Raw genomic sequence first — 16003 nt, forward strand, 5'->3', positions numbered from 1 at the left:
TATTCCTTCTGTATTTTTTGTGACTCCAGATTGTTTTGTCTTAGATAAAGTAAGCCTTATTTTTATATCAGGCGTTTAAGAATTTTCAGGCTCGTGAACCGGATCGTTTATCAACCCGTTTTGAGGGGATGTGGGTGAAGGCAAAACTTGGGGAATCATTCGTGCAGGGAAAATTCCACCTACAACCACTATAAGAGTTAAAACGACAATAAGGGTTGTCAGTTCCGGGGAGTGGCCTTCTTTAACGGGCAAAGAGGGTGTGTTCTGTGCTCCCATAAGAGTGCGGATAACATACAGATAATAGTAAAGGCCAATAATGCTTCCGACTACAAGGGTGGCCAGAAGAAGCGTTTGCTGACGTTCCACCCCTGTTGCAGCAACTTCAAATTTTGCAAAAAAACCAATTCCAGGAGGAATGCCCGCAAGGGAAAGAAGCATCAGGGATAAGGTTGTGGCGAGAAAAGGGCGTGTGTAAAACAGTCCTTTCCATTTTGGAATGTGGCTGCCATTCGAGTTCTCGGCCCAAGAAAATGCGCAAATGATGGCAAAAATTCCTAATGTGCTGGCGGCATAGGCTGCCAGATAAAGGGTGATGGCTTCTGATCTGAGCTGACCTGGGGAGAAAAAAGCAATCAGTAAATAACCGACATGGGCGATTGAGGAATAGGCCAGAAGGCGAATGAGATTGGTCTGACGCAACGCCAGTATATTGCCGCCCAGAATGGTCAGAATGATGACGGTGAACAAGATGCCGTGTAGATATACTGGCGTTTCTTCTGTTCCGAAATAGCGGACGAGTGACGAGAAAATAGCTATTTTTGAAACAACGGCCATGAAAGCCGCAACTGGGGGAGGGGAGCCTTCCATTACATCCGGCAGCCACATATGGAAAGGAACAGCAGAGAGTTTAAAAAAAACTCCAACAAGGATCATGATGGTGGCAATAGCGGGTATGGTATTATCAGGGCTGGCAGGGGGAGGGCTGAAATACAGGGAGCCTGTTGTGGCGTAGGCCAAGCCAATACCAAAAAGAAGAATGGCAGAAGACACACCAGAAAGAATAAGATATTTCATGGATGCTTCAGTGGCCTGTGCAAAGTAGTAGGGGCGGGAAGCGACAAGCCCCATGAGGGAGAGGGCCTGTATTTCCACCCCCAGAAAAAAGGGGAGGTAATTTGTGCTGAAGACCATAGTGATGGCCCCCAGTGTGCCGAGAACAAGCAGGAGAGGATATTCATCCATTGGGTGCGTTTTGTCGTGATGTAAATCACGCCATGACATGAGAAGAATGCAGAGTGAGGAAAGCAGGATCAGAAGAGCCGTATAGTTTCCCCAGCGATCGTGAACGAAGAGCGATGCCCCTTCCACCTGTGGGGAGCCCAGATGATAATTGAGGCCACCAAGAGCAAGAACGAGAGTGAAGAAGCCAATTGCCAGACTGCGCGTAAGAGAGCGGTGCCATGCGATACTCCCTAGGAGAAGCATGGTGCCGAGAGACAGGATAGGAAGCGGCAAGGGAAGGAACAAATCATGAGTGATCATTGTCCGTAATCTCCTCCACTAGATGGCGCTGCGGTGGAAAGAGAAGATGGCAAAGACAAGGTCATGACAGGTTGGGGATGTACGCCTAGCAGGACAAGAAGGACCATAAGTACACCCAGCACGGACATCTGCCCTATGGAGAAATCTGTGGCGTGCAGTGGTGGGGTTCTGGTAGGGGCCAGAAAGATACGGTTTACCATCCGCAGGGAATAAATGGCGGCAAGCACCAATCCGGCTGTTGTGAGTGCGGCAACAATGGAGTTGACGTGCCATGTTGCCAGCAACACTAGAAATTCACCGGTGAAGTTTCCAAAACCAGGCATGCCGAGCGATGCCACAGCAAAAAATAGTCCTGCGCTTGAAAGGCGTGGCCAGGAGGCCCAGAGGCCGCCGATTTGTGCCATATCGCGTGTATGGAGACGGTCCTGAATGGACCCGGCGATGAGGAAGAGAGCGCCTGTGCTCAGGCCATGCGCCAGCATCTGCACAATAGCGCCCTGAAGCCCTGTATTTGACCCGGTAAAAATACCGAGCATAACAAAACCCATATGGCTGATGCTGCTATAGGCGATCAGGCGTTTGACATCATTTTGAGCGCAGGACAGCCACGCCCCGTAAAGAATGCCTGCAACACCAAGCCCCATGGCAACCGGAGCAAAGCGGAGTGCTGTTTCTGGAAACAGCATGAGATTGAAGCGGATCATGCCGTAGCCACCAGTTTTGAGCATAAGGCCTGCAAGGAGCACACTGGCGGCTGTAGGAGCCTGCGTATGGGCGGCTGGCAGCCAGACATGGACCGGCACAACGGGAAGCTTCACCGCAAAAGCGATAAAGAACCCCAGCATGAGCACCATGGAAAGAAAAGAGGAAAGGTGGGTGTGGGCAAGCGTGAAATAATCGAACGTGAGTACGTCGGTTTGCCGATAATGCGTGATAACAAGACCAAGAATAGACAGGAGCATGAGAAGACCGCTGCCTTGAGTGAAAAGAAAGAACCGGATTGCGGCGCGGTGTCTGTCTTCATGCCCCCAGGCGGAGATCAGAACAAACATGGGAACCAGCATCAGTTCCCAAAGGAAAAAGAATAAAAAAAGGTCCGTGGCGAGAAAAGTCCCGGTAATGCCGGTAAGGGCCGCCAGAAACAGAAAATGAAAAGCGCCAGCATTGGTGTCTATTTTGCGCGTAGCCAGAAGAACACAAGGAAATGAGAGAATGAGAGTGAGCCACAGCAAGGAAAGGGAAAGACCGTCCATATCCAGTTGGAACGAAATGCCCATGATGGGTATCCACGGGATAGAAAAATGATCCAGCCATGGTCCCTGATAGGAGTGTTGCCCAAAGGTGGTAATGAGCAAAAGCACTGTTTCCAATGTGAGCACCATCAGGGTAATGCGCCAGGAAATCTTTCTGGCAGAGGAGGTGCCGGTGGTGCTTGAACGGTCAGCCAGCCAGGCAACCGCGCCCCCTAGCAAGGGCAGAAGCACAAGGGCCGGGAGCGGGCTCATGATACAACTCCCGAGACCAGAGCCGCGCAGAGACCTGCGACAATCCATGCGGCATACCAGCGAACACGTCCGTTTTGAAACCTGGCCAGAAGAGCATCTCCTTCATGTAAGAATAGTATGGTTTTTCCGGAAAAGAGGGTGAGAGAGCGCGTTCTGGCAGTCTCAAAAAAAGTGCTGATAGCGCGGGTCATTCTGCCTATGCCGAGAATGAGGTAGTCCAGAATATCATGCCGGGTAAGCCAGACCAGAAACCGGAAAGGCTGCACGAAGAGAAAATCATACAAGGCATCGGCGCCCCAGCCTTCTTTGGCCATGCGGATAATGGTACTCTGGCCGGGAATCTCCTGCATGACGGGAGTGGCGCGGCCCCACAATATCCACGCAATGACAATGCCCGCAATGGGCACTGAGCCGCCAGTTAGAACAAGCCAGACTGGTTCTTCCGCATGGGGAAAGGGGGAGGAAAGAAACCGAGTGAAAAGGTGAATTGGGGCAAGTGTGTCGGGCATTTCGATGACTCCTCCAAATAGGGAAAGAAAGGAGAGGCACGCAAGCGGAATAGCCATAAGACGCGGGGTCGAGCCGGATGCGGCTGTACGAGAAGGGCCGAAAAACACTATGAAAACACAACGGGAAATATACAGTGCTGTGAGAAACGCACCTGCAAGAGCCATACCCCACAGAATATGAGCAAGTGGAAGGAACAGAGGGGCGAGAGGAAAATGGGCGCTCCAGATGCTGGAGAGGATCATTTCCTTGCTGTAAAAACCGGATGTAACCAGAGGCAGCCCCGCCAGAGCGGCAGCCCCAGCCAGAAACGCTGCGGTAAGCCCGGGCATGCTACGATATAGCCCTCCCATGCGGAAAATATCCTGCTCATGATGAAGGCGTGCGATAATGGCACCTGCTGTAAGAAACAGAAGCGCTTTAAAAAAGGCATGGGTCATCAAATGGAAAACGGCGGCCTGCCAGATCCCTGTGCCGAGGGCGAGAAACATATAGCCAAGCTGGCTGATGGTAGACCAGGCAAGGATACGTTTGAGATCTGTTTGTACAAGCGCGGTGCAGGCAGCCATCAGGATTGTCAAAGCTCCAATAATGGCCGTTAGCATCATGACAAGGGGGACCGCTGCAAAGAGCAAATGTAGCCGGGCAATAAGATAGATACCGGCTGTTACCATTGTGGCCGCATGGATAAGGGCGGAGGTAGGTGTGGGGCCTGCCATGGCATCGGGCAGCCAGGTCTGGAATGGAATTTGGGCAGATTTAGCCAAGCCTCCTACCAGAAGAAATAATGCGGCGGCGGTCAAAGTCTGCGGAGCGATAGTACCTGCGCCCAGAGCGGTCAGAACAGTGTGTGTCTGGAGCGAGCCTGTTGATGTCGCCAAAATAAGGAGACCGCACAGCATGGCGGCGTCTCCGATACGTGTCATGTAGAACGCCTTGCGGGCTGCGGCAGTATTGCGCGGGTTCTCGTACCAGAAGCCGATAAGTAGGTAGGAGCATATGCCAACGCCTTCCCATCCAATGAAGAGACAGAGCAGGTCTGAAGACAGCACCAGAACTAGCATGGCTGAGACAAACAGAGTCATGCAGCCAAAAAACCGTGCTATGCCCGGTTCTTCTTCCATATAGCGTATAGCGTAAAGATGGATCAGAAATCCGACGATCGTGACAACGAGGATCATCAGAAGGGAAATGGGGTCAAGAGCAAAGGCAATATCAGCAGAAAACTCTTGCGTGTGCATCCACTCCCAAAGCGTGATCTGAAGGGGAGTTGAAGGAGCCGAAGTGAGAAAAGCACCTGCAAGCACAATGCTGCAAAGTGCGGAAAGCCCGATAGCGCTGGCTGCCACAAATCCAACGGTCTGTGCAGAAATCTTCCCCGCCGTGGTGAAGAGAAAGAGTGCTGACGCCAGGGGAAGAAAAACCAGCAGCGGAAGAAGGTAGGACATGGTTTTATCCTCGCAGCAGGTTGCCGGTATCGGCATCAAGAGAAGGGCGGCCTCTGGCGTGCAGAGCGAGGATAATGGCCAATCCGACAGCCGTTTCTGCGGCAGCGAGTGCCAAAATCATCAAAAACATGACTTGGCCGGTTGCATCGTGCCAATGCGCTCCTGCAGCAACAAACAGCAAAGCGGCCGCATTCAGCATGATATCAAGTGCCATGAGCATGAATAGGAGATTGCGCCTTATCAGCACTCCCGTAAGGCCAATGGTAAACAGGAAGCTTGACAGCAGCAGAACCGCATTAAAGGTGGTGGGGGGCATTTCAACGGTTCTCCATGCGATGTCTGCCAATATGAAAGGCCGTGACCAGTCCAGCCAGAAGCAGAAAGGAGACGAGTTCCACCATAAGCACGTATGGGCCGAACAGGCTTAACCCCACATCTCGTGCGGAAAGAGGGGAAAAGCTGTCTGTTTGTTGGGGCAATGTGCTGAGGCTGTAGATCAGTTCCGCGCAGAGAATGGTGGAAAGCAGGGCTGGGCCACCCCAGATACGGGGCCGGAGCCACTCTTTTTCCCGTTCGCGATCCGGTTGCCCCAGATTGAGCATCATGATGACAAACACGAAGAGAACCATGATGGCCCCTGCATAGATGATCACCTCAAGCACTGCGGCAAAAGGTGCGCCAAGAAGGGCAAAGACTGTCGCCAGCGCAAGCAACGTGACCACCAGATACAACACGGCATGCACTGCCACCCGCCGGGTTATGACCATAATGGCCCCCAAGAGGGTCAGGCTGCCGGAAAGGAGGGCCAGCGTGTTCATGGCGCGTTACGGCAGAAGGGTGTGAAGATCGACAGGGGGGCGTTCGCGCTCGGCCTTGCCTCGGTCTTTGCCGGGAATGCTTATACCTGCAACATGGTAAAAACTGTAATCTGGATACTTCCCTGTTCCGTTGATCAGCAGATCTTCTTTTTCATAAACAAGATTGGGGCGTGCATATTCGCTCATTTCAAAATCTGGTGTGAGCTGAATGGCGTAGGTTGGGCAGGCTTCCTCACAAAAGCCACAGAAGATGCAGCGGGAAAAATTGATACGAAAAAATTCTGGATACCAGCGTCCATTTTCTTCTGTTTTCTGCAAACTGATGCAATCTACAGGACAGGCCACAGCGCAGAGATTGCAGGCAACACAGCGTTCCATGCCATCCGGATCACGCGAGAGAATAATGCGCCCCCGATAGCGTGAGGGTAAATAGGGTTGCTCTTCAGGATACTGCACAGTTGCGCGTGCCTGAAAGGCATGGAGGAAAGTCAGGAAGAGTGTGCGAACAGTATTGAGCATGACACGTGCCTTTCCATGGAGCGTACTATCCGGCTGCGCGAAGCATCAGAACAGTGCCGGTGGCGGTGACATTAAGCAGAGAAAGCGGAAGCAGGATTTTCCAGCCCAGAGCCATCAATTGATCATAACGAGGGCGAGGGAGAGCGGCTCTCAGAAGAATGAAAAAAATAACAACCCCACTGGTTTTGAGCACAAACCAGACTACCGCAGGCAGAACAGGCCCCAGCCAGCCGCCTAGATAAAGAGTGGTGACCAGAGAGGAAATAAGAATAATGCCAGCGTATTCGGCAATGAAGAACATGCCGAATTTCATGCCGGAATATTCGGTATGAAAACCGGCTCCCAGTTCATTTTCTCCTTCAGGAAGATCAAATGGAAGACGGTGTGTTTCGGCAATACCGGCAAGAAGAAAAATGAAAAATCCAAGACATTGTGGAAGGATAAACCAACAGTGCGTTTGGGCCGTGACGATATCATGCAGGTTGAAGGAACCGGCAATCATCACAACCCCCAGAAGAGAGAGGCCCATAAAGACTTCATAGCTGATCATCTGGGCGGCGGCTCTCATGCCGCCCAGCAAGGCATATTTGCTGTTGGAGGCCCACCCCGCGAGCACTACCGCGTAAACGCCAAGGCCCATCATGCCCAGAATAAACAGCAGCCCAATGTTCAGGGTGCCAGCAATACCGCTCAAGGGCGTGAAAGGAATGGCGGCAAAAGAGAGCAGGACGGTCATCATGCCGATAGAGGGAGCCAGAACGAAAACCGTTTTGTCAGCAAAAGGAGGTATCCAATCCTGCTTGAAAAGGATTTTGATCCCATCAGCCACAGCTTGAAACAGGCCGCCCGGTCCAACCCGGTTTGGGCCGTGCCGATCCTGCCACAGGCCCAACAGCCGCCGCTCTACCCATGTCAACAAGGTTGCCAATGCCAGGATAATCGCCGGGATCAGAAAAATGGCAAGAAGGGGTAAGTGGCTCATGTTTCTTCTCCTTCTCCTTCTCCTTCTCCTTCTCCTTCTGCTGGGTCTGGAGTAAGGCGGACTATCTGAGGGAACCTGAACGCTGCGGCAACCATGTGTGGCGGGCACAACGCAACGCCATCGGGCAATCCTGCAAGGTGCCGCACAGGAAGAGTTTTTGGCCCATATCCCTTCAAATGCAGGGTCATGCGTGGTTGTAGTGCGGCGCTTGTGGGGAGGCGCAAATCAGGAGGCGGAGCGCGGGCTGCAAGCGGCGGCGAGAACATGCTGAGTTCTTCACCCCCGAAGAGCCTTGCTTCCGGAAGGAGAAGAACGGTATCAGGCTGCGGTATGAACGGTGGCGGGATATCCGGTGCAGAAGACGGTTGCACGCTATCTTTCCCTTCTGCTGTAGCACTGGAAAAAAGGCGGATGCCAGCTTCTCCGCCCCGCAGAGGGCCGCCGATTTCCTGCTGGAAACGATTGAGTGCCTGAACCGAATTCCATGCCGGTGCATGAAGATGAGGCACAAGGGCGGCAGGCATGTCAGTCCTGTAAGCGCCTTCCATTGAACTGCTGAAGGGAGTGTCTGAATTGGTGGGGGGCGGTTGGTCCCGCACACTGATGTAAGAGCGAATAACGGTGCGTCCGCTGGCCCGATAAGTCTGGCTCCGAAGTTTCTGGCCATTCAGCCGATAGCTGGCATCTGGAGCGGCATTTATGATTTTCGCAAAGACGGGGAGTTCTTTGCCAAGATCAGCAATTACCTCATCAAGATTTTTCCATTCCGAGAGATTTGTAGAGGCCGGCGAGGCTGGAGTGCCTTGCTTGGAAGGGAGAGCACGAGCAAGGTCTTGTACCCATCGCCAGCTAGCCTGAATGGGAGCCGGAGGAAAAACCGCAGGGAAAAACCGCTGTGCTCGTCCTTCCTGACTGATCAGGGTGCCGGTATCTTCAGAGAAAGTTGCGGCGGGAAGCACCAGATTGGCGTTCTGCCAGAGGGGCGTGGCTGTGTGATCAATCAGAACGATGTTGGGCACTGCTTCCAGTAGGTCGACAATCTCTGGGGGATCAAGGCGGCGGGTCAGATCATTTTCTATGATGATGAGAGTCCCAATCGCGCCCGCTTTGGCTCGCGCTATGATGGTTTCAAGGGGCGCGCCGCCCATCATGGCCAATCCCATACTGTTGCAGTCAGGCAGCACCAGAGACAAACCTGCCTCAGAGGTGTTCCGGGTAAGGGCTCTGGCAATGCCAGCTGCAGCCTGCATGAGAGCAATCGAACCATACTGCATGCCCGAGACCACCAAAGGCTTTTTTGCTGCCGCAAGAACGGTGGCAATACGATTTGCCTGTTCGGCTTCTGTCTCCTTTAGGTCCGGAACAGTCGGGGCAGTTGGATCAAGTTCATGCCAAATGGCAAAACCAAGGCGTGCGGCATTATCTGGCACGGCACGAATGGCATCTCTGGCTATTCCATCCAGATCCGTGGGGGCGGGGCTGACAACAAAAAGAGAGGAGAGTGTCTCAGACCCGATTGTGCGGACAGCCGCGTCCATCCAGCGGGGCACCTTGGCAGCATCAGCCGCAAGGAAGGCATTTTGACGCCCTGATTGCCGCACGGCCAAGGCAAGCCGTGGCGCGGTGGCCGAGGCATCCTCCCCCAGTATGAGGACGGCATCTGCACTTTCCATTTCATGCAAGGTTGGAATGGCCCCCGGATGATCTCTCAACAGCGCATAGGCTAATTCCGTGCAGGTTTGTTCCTGCTGTGTCTGACCGGTTGAAAACAGGTCTGGATCCACGAGGCTGCGCAGGCTGAAGCAGGTTTCGAGGGAAGCACGGGAAGAGGCAATTCCGGCAATGGGCCCGGAGGCTGCCATGCGTGCGAATTGCGCCATGGCGGCCTGTGTGGGAACGGGAGTGGGTTGTTCATCAGAGAGGCAAAGAGGTGTGTTGAGCCGAGAGGCTGCATTGACAAAGCCGTGTCCAAATCGTCCACGGTCACACAGTACATAGCGGTTGACCTCATCATTATAACGGTTGAGTAGCCGCCTTACTTTTTCTTCACGTGCATTCACAAAAGTGTTGCAACCGACTGCGCAATGTACGCAGACGGAGGGTGCGCCCCGTAAGTCCCACTTGCGGGTATAGGTTTCAGAAAATGGCTTGTCCGTGAAAACACCTGTGGGGCAGAGTTCCACAAGGTTGCCACTAAAGGCGTTTTCGAGCGTGCCATCTTCCGCCCGCCCGAAATAAACGTTGTCATGTGCTCCCAGCACGGCAAGGTCATCACCACCCGCGTAATCCCTGTAAAAACGCACGCAGCGATAACAGGCAATGCACCGGTTCATCTCATGTTTTATAAAAGGTCCGAGGTCCTGATTGCGATGGGTGCGTTTGGTAAAACGATAGCGGCGCGTATTATGTCCGGCCATGACGGTCATGTCCTGCAAATGACATTCCCCGCCTTCCGGGCAGACGGGGCAATCATGCGGATGGTTGACCATCATCCATTCAATAACCCCTTCACGGAACTCTTTTGCCTCCGCATCATCAATTGAAATCAACGCGCCTTCGGTGGCGGGAGTCATGCACGCCATGACAATCCGGCCGGTTTTGTCCTCCGGGCCACTGAATTGTTTGACAGCGCATTGGCGACATGCGCCAACGGAGCCTAATTCTGGGTGCCAGCAGAAATAGGGAAGGTTCGCCCCCGCTTCCAGACAGGCCTGAAGCAGATTGATATCCGTGCGGGTGGAGCAAGACTGTCCGTCTAGCTGGAAGGTTATCATGGTTCTGCTCCTTTCCTGCCATCAGGCCGCATGCCGGAGGGGGCAGCCGTGGTGGGAAATGTGGGCGGAAAAATCATCTGCAAATAGTTTCAGGCCGCTGGCGAGGGGGGCCATGGCCCCAGGAGCATGGGCACAGAACGTCCGGCCGGGGGTGCCGAGCATGCGTGCATGACGGGCAAGCTGTTCAATATCTTCCGTTTCGCCAGAGCCTTCTTCAATGGCGCTCAGCAAGCGTTCCACCCATGGCAGACCATCCCGGCATGGGGTGCACCACCCACAGGATTCCTGAGCAAAGAAATGTTCCAGATTCAGGATCATACCTACGGGGCATGTCCGGTCATCAAGAACGATGGCCATGCCTGTGCCCAGTCGGCTTCCGGCTTTTTCCACGGAGCCGTAATCCATTGCAACATCCAGCGCTGCTTCATCAAGAAACGCAGTGGATGCGCCTCCGGGTAAAAGTGCACGCAGTTTGTAACCGGGCAACATGCCGCCCGCATAGTCTTCAATGATCTGCCGAAGCGGGGTGCCGATGGGGAGCTCCCATGCACCGGGTTTCCGCACGCGTCCACTCACACCATACAGTTTCGTGCCGCTATCCGGGCCAGTGCCCAAGCTGATAAACCATTCAGGTCCATTGGCGATAATATGTGGCAGATTACTAAGTGTTTCAACATTGTTGACGACACTGGAGGCCCCCCACAAACCGCTGAACTGAGGGAAGGGGGGTTTGCTGCGCGGTGTGGCCCGTCGGCCTTCCAATGCTGTGAGGAGAGCCGTTTCCTCGCCACATATATAACGGCCACCGCTGGAATGAAGATGAATATCAAAGCTGAAACCAGAGCCAAGAATATTGTCCCCCAACCAGCCTTTCTCGCGTGCTTCGCTAATCGCTTGGGTGAGGCGTTTGCGGGGCAGATGGTATTCTCCACGTAGAAAAATAATACCGTGCCCGGCCTGAATGGCGTATGCGGCTAAAATCATACCTTCCACCAGTTGCAGCGGGTTACCTTCCAGGAGCCACCGATCCTTGAACGTGCCGGGTTCCATCTCATCTGCGTTGGCAATAAGGTATTTCCGCCGTTCAGACGCCAGTTCCTTGGGGACGAAGCTCCATTTCTGGCCGGTTCCAAACCCAGCCCCACCACGACCGCGCAGTTTGGAGCGTGTGACAATGTCAATTACATCAGCCGGGGCAAGGGTTTTGAGAGCCTTGCGGGTGGCCTGCCAGCCTCCGGCCCGTTCATATGTAGCGCAATCCGGCGGGGGGGCGGATGGCGTGATCATGGCTGTAAGAGGGGTCGGTGTGGCCGACATCAGGGTTTCTCCCTCAGGCTATCCACCAGATGGTCCAGGGTGTCCGTATTGAGATTACCATGTAGGTTCTCATCCGCCAGAAGGGCGGGCGCATGATCGCAATGACCTAGGCAGACTGTGGGCAAAAGCGTGATGGCTCCATCTGCTGTAGTTTCACCCGGCTGGATGCCTAATTTCTTACACAGGTGGGCACACAGACGGTCACGGCCCATCACCCAGCAGGATACGCTGTCACACAGCAGGATGACGTGTTTGCCAACAGGTTTACGGAAGAGCAGATTGAAATAGGTTGCTACGCCATCTAGCGCATCAGGCGACATATCAAGCAACTGTGCGACTTCTTTCACATGTTGCGTGCTGATCCATCTGAAACGGGATTGTACAACTTGCAATGCGGCAACGCTTGCTCCCTGCGGGTGCAACTCTTCCTGCGCCAGCGCAAGAATTTCTGCCTTGATGTCGGCAGGGAGGGTGCCGTCAGCGGTCAACATCGGCCATCACAAAATCAATGCTGCCAACAACGGCTATCAGATCAGCGATCATGATGCCACGGCTAAGCAGAGGGATCATTTGCAGATGTGCAAAGGACGGCGTGCGGATACGGGTTCTGTAAGAGGTGGTTCCTCCATCACTAATCAGGCTGTAACTGTTGAGGCCTTTTGTGGCTTCAACACAGGCACGGGCTTCACCCGGAGGGATGACCGGCCCCCAACTGACGTTAAGGAAATGGTGAATGAGGGTTTCAATATCATGCATCGTCCGGGCTTTGGGGGGAGGTGTGGTAAGAGAATGCTCCGCTTTGACCGGCCCGGATGGCATAAGGTCCACGCATTGGCGGATAATACGCAGGCTTTGCCGTATCTCCTCGATATGAACCACTATGCGGTCATAACAATCCCCGTTCTGGCCGTTTGGAATATCAAATTCAAGCTGATCATAACAGGCATAGGGAGCGTGTTTTCGATAGTCCCATTCCAGCCCGCAGGCGCGTAACCCTGGCCCTGTTACACCCCATTCTACAGCCTCGGCTTTTGTGTAAGCGCCAATCCCTTGCGTACGAGCCCGGAAGATAGGATTGCGCATGACCAGGGCATCATATTCGTCAAGGCGTTTGGGAAGGTAATCAAGAAAGGAGCGGATCAGCCCTTCCCACCCAACGGGGAGGTCCATGGCCACGCCGCCGATACGAAACCATGCCGGATGCATACGAAAACCGCAGATGGCTTCGATAATCCTGAAAATTTTCTCTCGATCGGTAAACATATAGAAAACAGGAGAAAGCTGCCCAACGTCCTGTGCCATTGTTCCATAAAAAACCAGATGGCTTGCAATACGAAACAGTTCCGCCAGCATAACCCGAATCATCTGCGCGCGTGGAGGCACGCTGATGCCTGCCAGAGTTTCAACCGCCATCACGTAGGGGAAATTATTCATAACCCCGCCGAGGTAATCCACGCGATCCGTGTAGGGAATGTAAGTGTGCCAAGACTGGCGTTCCCCCATTTTTTCAGCGCCTCGGTGATGAAAACCAATATCAGGCACGGCATCTACAATGCGTTCCCCTTCCAGTTGCAGGACAATGCGGAACACGCCATGCACGCTCGGATGGTTGGGGCCGAGATTGAGAAACATGAAGTCACTATGGTCGCTATGTCGCTTCATGCCCCATAAGGAGGGATCAAAACATAATGCGTCCTGTTCATATTTTTCCTGATCTTCTGTCAGGCTATATGGCAGCTTTTCCGTTGCCCGAGCATGGTGGTCTTTGCGTAATGGATGGTCTGTCCATGTGGGCGGTGTCAGGATACGGCGGAGAAAAGGGTGTTGGTCAAAATGGATGCCGAACAGATCCCATATTTCCCGTTCATACCAGTTGGCGTTAGGCCAGATATCACTGATGCTGGGGAGGGATGGAGAATGATCGGGCAGGGCGACTTTGATACGGACTTCATCTGCTGCGCTCTGGAGCGACATCAGGTGATAGACGACAGTAAAAGAAGAGGCTGGTTGCCCCTCCCTGTGAATACGGTCCCGCTCATCTATGGCCGTGAGATCAAAAAGCATCAGGCAGTTTTGAGAATCTTCTTTCAGCATTTGGAGAGTGAGGCGGATAGCGAGAGGGGATATCCAGACAACAGCTATATTATCCCGCGTTATTTCCAGAACAGGGCTGAGAGAGGCGTTTGTCTGTTCCAGGATTTTTTTCAGTAAGGGGCGTTCTGACTGAAGGGGTGGGGGCGGGAGGACGGTTGCGCTCATGGTGTCAGATCCCGTCTGGTGAACGCAGGGTTTGTGTGGTCTGGCGGATGCTGCGTTTGGCGTCTCGCAGGCTTGGGGGCGTAACCGGAACAATGCCTTGCTCACCAACCATCCAGCTTAATGGGCGTCTCTGGCTCCCTATGGATTTCTGTAAAAGCATTAGCCCTTCCAGAAGAGCTTCAGGTCTTGGCGGGCAGCCGGGAACGTACACATCTACAGGGAGAAAACTGTCTACCCCCTGCACGACACTGTAAATGTCATACATGCCACCAGAATTGGCGCAGGACCCCATGGAGATAACCCACCTAGGTTCAAGCATTTGATCGTACAGATGTTTGATAATGGGTGCCATTTTTACAAAAACCGTTCCGGATATGACGATAAGATCGGCTTCTCGTGGGGTGGCCCTGAGCACTTCAGAGCCAAAACGGGCAATGTCGAATTGGCTTGTGAAAGCCGTTGCCATTTCAACGTAGCAGCAGGAGAGCCCAAAATTGAGAGGCCAAATGGAATTTTTCTGCCCCCACGACACAAAATCCTGAAGACGACCGATCACCAGATTACGCCGAACTGTTTCGGTAAACGTTGCATTTTCAATAGATGATTTATGTTCAGGTTTGGATGTGGGCGAAGAAAGAGACCAGATCATGATGCATGCTCCATGCCGGTTGGTGATTGTGGAATACGGCGGGGGAGTGGCCCCCAGTCCAATCCACCTGCACGCCACAGATAGGCGAGAGAAACAGCCAGAAAGAAGATGAAGAGCACGGCAGCGCTGTATCCAATCCAGCCTACATCTGTGACGACAATTGCCCAGGTAAAGAGAAACGCTGTCTCCACGTCAAAAATGACGAAAAACATGGCCACCAGATAATACTGAACCGGCAGCCGAAGATGAGCGGAGCCTGTTGGGATTATGCCGGATTCAAAGGGAGTTGAGAGGGCACGCCCCATGTGCTCTCGAGTACGCCTGATGCCTGTGAATGCGCCCAAGCCCAACATGCAAATAAGCAGAACGCCGATAACCAACGCATAAACAACAAGGGAGCGGATTTGAGAAAAATCTACCATTTCACGACCTTCCGCCTATGTTGATTATTATCCGCACGGAGTTGTCTTACATATGGATTGGCAATTTCTGCTTGTACTCAGCGCATACTAACGGCGCTTTGCTCCAGACTTGAAAAAGGAGCAGCGACATGTGCTGTCGAGCCTTATACGCTTGGTGAAAACGGAAGTTCCCCGGAGAAAAGACAGCAGGAGTTCACAGTAAGCCTTCTTCGCCATCCCGTAGTTGCGGAACTGGTGAATCGTTGTGGAAAACGAAGAGCAAAAAACAGTAGGGAGAAGATGCGTCTCTCTCCGCTTACAGGCGTTGTTCTGTTGATAAAGGTGCTCTTTCTTTGCGCTTTTAACTTAGTTCATCATCATGAAAGGGAAAAGCCCATGGGCCGCGTGGACGGGAAAGTTGCCATTGTGAGTGGGGCTGCACTTGGTATTGGTAAAGCTGCAGCACTCCTTCTGGCGCAGGAAGGAGCCTCAGTTATTGTCGGTGATATTAATAAAGAGGAAGGACAGAAAACAGTTTCTGAAATTGAGGGGAAGGGTGGAAAGGCATTTTTCCTCCTCCTTGATGTGCGGAAGGAAGAAGACTGGAAATCCGTGATCGAGGGGGCTTTGTCCCGTTTCGGGCGGCTTGATATCATGGTGAATAATGCTGGCATTGCCTACAGTGGTTCCGTGGAAAGCACTACGCTGGAAGACTGGCGGCGAGTGCAATCAATTAATCTGGATGGTGTTTTTCTGGGTACGAAATATGCCATTGAGGGGATACGGCAACATGGTGCAGGCGGATCTATTATCAATCTTTCTTCAATTGAAGGGCTGATTGGTGACCCTGAACTCGCAGCTTATAATGCCAGCAAAGGCGGAGTGCGTATTTTTACAAAATCCTCAGCATTACATTGTGCAAAAGCGGGATATAAAATTCGGGTTAATTCCGTTCACCCGGGGTATATCTGGACGCCCATGGTGGCTGGCCTGACACAGGAAGATGAGGCAGCGCGCAAGAGGCTGGTTGATCTTCATCCTATTGGGCATCTGGGTGAACCTGACGATATTGCTTATGGTATTCTTTACCTCGCTTCCGACGAATCAAAATTCGTCACGGGGAGCGAGTTGGTAATAGATGGCGGCTACACAGCGCAATAGCCTGTTAGGGCAAAAACAATACGCAGGGTTTATCCCGAATACTATTCTAATATTTCAGGGGAATAGGTGAGCGGAGGATGATCTGGCCACATTCCCCCCCCATTTTCTTTGCAGAGGCTTA

14 protein-coding genes are annotated in these 16003 nt (G+C 53.0%); 1 reads left to right on the plus strand and 13 read right to left on the minus strand.

Going from position 1 to position 16003, the window contains the following annotated elements; translation table 11 throughout:
- Positions 1-75: 75 nt before the first annotated feature.
- The 13 genes from AD944_RS12045 to AD944_RS12105 are packed head-to-tail and all read right to left on the minus strand — an operon-like array spanning position 76 to position 14742.
- Positions 76-1542 carry an NADH-quinone oxidoreductase subunit N gene (locus tag AD944_RS12045; RefSeq protein WP_045543663.1) on the minus strand — a complete coding sequence of 489 codons (1467 nt, stop codon included), beginning with the start codon at positions 1540-1542 and terminating at the stop codon, positions 76-78.
- Positions 1539-3047, minus strand: coding sequence for a complex I subunit 4 family protein (locus AD944_RS12050; RefSeq protein WP_045543662.1), 1509 nt, complete (start codon positions 3045-3047; stop codon positions 1539-1541). Before AD944_RS12050 ends, AD944_RS12045 begins: the two co-directional genes overlap by 4 nt.
- On the minus strand, positions 3044-5002 hold the full coding sequence (gene nuoL, locus AD944_RS12055) for an NADH-quinone oxidoreductase subunit L (protein WP_045543661.1): 1959 nt from the start codon (positions 5000-5002) through the stop codon (positions 3044-3046). The genes AD944_RS12050 and nuoL overlap by 4 nt, the downstream gene beginning before the upstream one ends.
- Positions 5003-5006: 4 nt before the next feature.
- Positions 5007-5318 carry an NADH-quinone oxidoreductase subunit NuoK gene (nuoK, locus tag AD944_RS12060; RefSeq protein WP_045543660.1) on the minus strand — a complete coding sequence of 104 codons (312 nt, stop codon included), beginning with the start codon at positions 5316-5318 and terminating at the stop codon, positions 5007-5009.
- 1 nt (position 5319) lies between these two features.
- On the minus strand, positions 5320-5820 hold the full coding sequence (nuoJ, locus tag AD944_RS12065) for an NADH-quinone oxidoreductase subunit J (protein ID WP_045543659.1): 501 nt from the start codon (positions 5818-5820) through the stop codon (positions 5320-5322).
- 6 nt (positions 5821-5826) lie between these two features.
- Positions 5827-6339 carry an NADH-quinone oxidoreductase subunit NuoI gene (gene nuoI / locus AD944_RS12070; protein ID WP_045543658.1) on the minus strand — a complete coding sequence of 171 codons (513 nt, stop codon included), beginning with the start codon at positions 6337-6339 and terminating at the stop codon, positions 5827-5829.
- A gap of 25 nt (positions 6340-6364) precedes the next feature.
- Positions 6365-7321 (minus strand): NADH-quinone oxidoreductase subunit NuoH, encoded by a 957-nt coding sequence (nuoH, locus tag AD944_RS12075; RefSeq protein WP_045543657.1) that lies wholly within the window; start codon positions 7319-7321, stop codon positions 6365-6367.
- On the minus strand, positions 7318-10095 hold the full coding sequence (gene nuoG, locus AD944_RS12080) for an NADH-quinone oxidoreductase subunit NuoG (RefSeq protein WP_045543656.1): 2778 nt from the start codon (positions 10093-10095) through the stop codon (positions 7318-7320). Before nuoG ends, nuoH begins: the two co-directional genes overlap by 4 nt.
- Before the next feature lie 21 nt (positions 10096-10116).
- Positions 10117-11412: an NADH-quinone oxidoreductase subunit NuoF gene (gene nuoF / locus AD944_RS12085; protein ID WP_145912947.1), complete on the minus strand. Its 1296-nt coding sequence runs from the start codon at positions 11410-11412 to the stop codon at positions 10117-10119.
- Positions 11412-11903: an NADH-quinone oxidoreductase subunit NuoE gene (gene nuoE, locus AD944_RS12090; protein ID WP_035382190.1), complete on the minus strand. Its 492-nt coding sequence runs from the start codon at positions 11901-11903 to the stop codon at positions 11412-11414. Before nuoE ends, nuoF begins: the two co-directional genes overlap by 1 nt.
- Positions 11890-13671 carry an NADH-quinone oxidoreductase subunit C/D gene (gene nuoC / locus AD944_RS12095; protein ID WP_045543654.1) on the minus strand — a complete coding sequence of 594 codons (1782 nt, stop codon included), beginning with the start codon at positions 13669-13671 and terminating at the stop codon, positions 11890-11892. The genes nuoE and nuoC overlap by 14 nt, the downstream gene beginning before the upstream one ends.
- Positions 13672-13675: 4 nt before the next feature.
- Positions 13676-14320, minus strand: a complete 645-nt coding sequence (locus AD944_RS12100; protein ID WP_035382188.1) for an NADH-quinone oxidoreductase subunit B — start codon at positions 14318-14320, stop codon at positions 13676-13678.
- The gene (locus AD944_RS12105; protein ID WP_045543653.1) at positions 14317-14742 is read right to left on the minus strand and encodes an NADH-quinone oxidoreductase subunit A; all 426 of its coding nucleotides are present in this window, start codon (positions 14740-14742) and stop codon (positions 14317-14319) included. The genes AD944_RS12100 and AD944_RS12105 overlap by 4 nt, the downstream gene beginning before the upstream one ends.
- 375 nt (positions 14743-15117) lie before the next feature.
- On the opposite strand from AD944_RS12105, the gene AD944_RS12110 reads away from it, so the two are divergent.
- Positions 15118-15882 carry a glucose 1-dehydrogenase gene (locus AD944_RS12110; RefSeq protein WP_045543700.1) on the plus strand — a complete coding sequence of 255 codons (765 nt, stop codon included), beginning with the start codon at positions 15118-15120 and terminating at the stop codon, positions 15880-15882.
- The last annotated feature ends 121 nt before the right edge of the window (positions 15883-16003 follow it).

It is taken from the genome of Acetobacter tropicalis (genome assembly GCF_001580915.1).
In the GTDB taxonomy this organism is placed as follows: domain Bacteria; phylum Pseudomonadota; class Alphaproteobacteria; order Acetobacterales; family Acetobacteraceae; genus Acetobacter; species Acetobacter tropicalis.

What these genes read in the sequence shown, in the direction of transcription:
- AD944_RS12045 (WP_045543663.1), bottom strand. Translation starts at nt 1,542, where the DNA reads ATGATCACTCATGATTTGTTCCTTCCCTTGCCGCTTCCTATCCTGTCT.
- AD944_RS12050 (WP_045543662.1), bottom strand. Translation starts at nt 3,047, where the DNA reads ATGAGCCCGCTCCCGGCCCTTGTGCTTCTGCCCTTGCTAGGGGGCGCG.
- nuoL (WP_045543661.1), bottom strand. Translation starts at nt 5,002, where the DNA reads ATGTCCTACCTTCTTCCGCTGCTGGTTTTTCTTCCCCTGGCGTCAGCA.
- nuoK (WP_045543660.1), bottom strand. Translation starts at nt 5,318, where the DNA reads ATGCCCCCCACCACCTTTAATGCGGTTCTGCTGCTGTCAAGCTTCCTG.
- nuoJ (WP_045543659.1), bottom strand. Translation starts at nt 5,820, where the DNA reads ATGAACACGCTGGCCCTCCTTTCCGGCAGCCTGACCCTCTTGGGGGCC.
- nuoI (WP_045543658.1), bottom strand. Translation starts at nt 6,339, where the DNA reads ATGCTCAATACTGTTCGCACACTCTTCCTGACTTTCCTCCATGCCTTT.
- nuoH (WP_045543657.1), bottom strand. Translation starts at nt 7,321, where the DNA reads ATGAGCCACTTACCCCTTCTTGCCATTTTTCTGATCCCGGCGATTATC.
- nuoG (WP_045543656.1), bottom strand. Translation starts at nt 10,095, where the DNA reads ATGATAACCTTCCAGCTAGACGGACAGTCTTGCTCCACCCGCACGGAT.
- nuoF (WP_145912947.1), bottom strand. Translation starts at nt 11,412, where the DNA reads ATGTCGGCCACACCGACCCCTCTTACAGCCATGATCACGCCATCCGCC.
- nuoE (WP_035382190.1), bottom strand. Translation starts at nt 11,903, where the DNA reads ATGTTGACCGCTGACGGCACCCTCCCTGCCGACATCAAGGCAGAAATT.
- nuoC (WP_045543654.1), bottom strand. Translation starts at nt 13,671, where the DNA reads ATGAGCGCAACCGTCCTCCCGCCCCCACCCCTTCAGTCAGAACGCCCC.
- AD944_RS12100 (WP_035382188.1), bottom strand. Translation starts at nt 14,320, where the DNA reads ATGATCTGGTCTCTTTCTTCGCCCACATCCAAACCTGAACATAAATCA.
- AD944_RS12105 (WP_045543653.1), bottom strand. Translation starts at nt 14,742, where the DNA reads ATGGTAGATTTTTCTCAAATCCGCTCCCTTGTTGTTTATGCGTTGGTT.
- AD944_RS12110 (WP_045543700.1), top strand. Translation starts at nt 15,118, where the DNA reads ATGGGCCGCGTGGACGGGAAAGTTGCCATTGTGAGTGGGGCTGCACTT.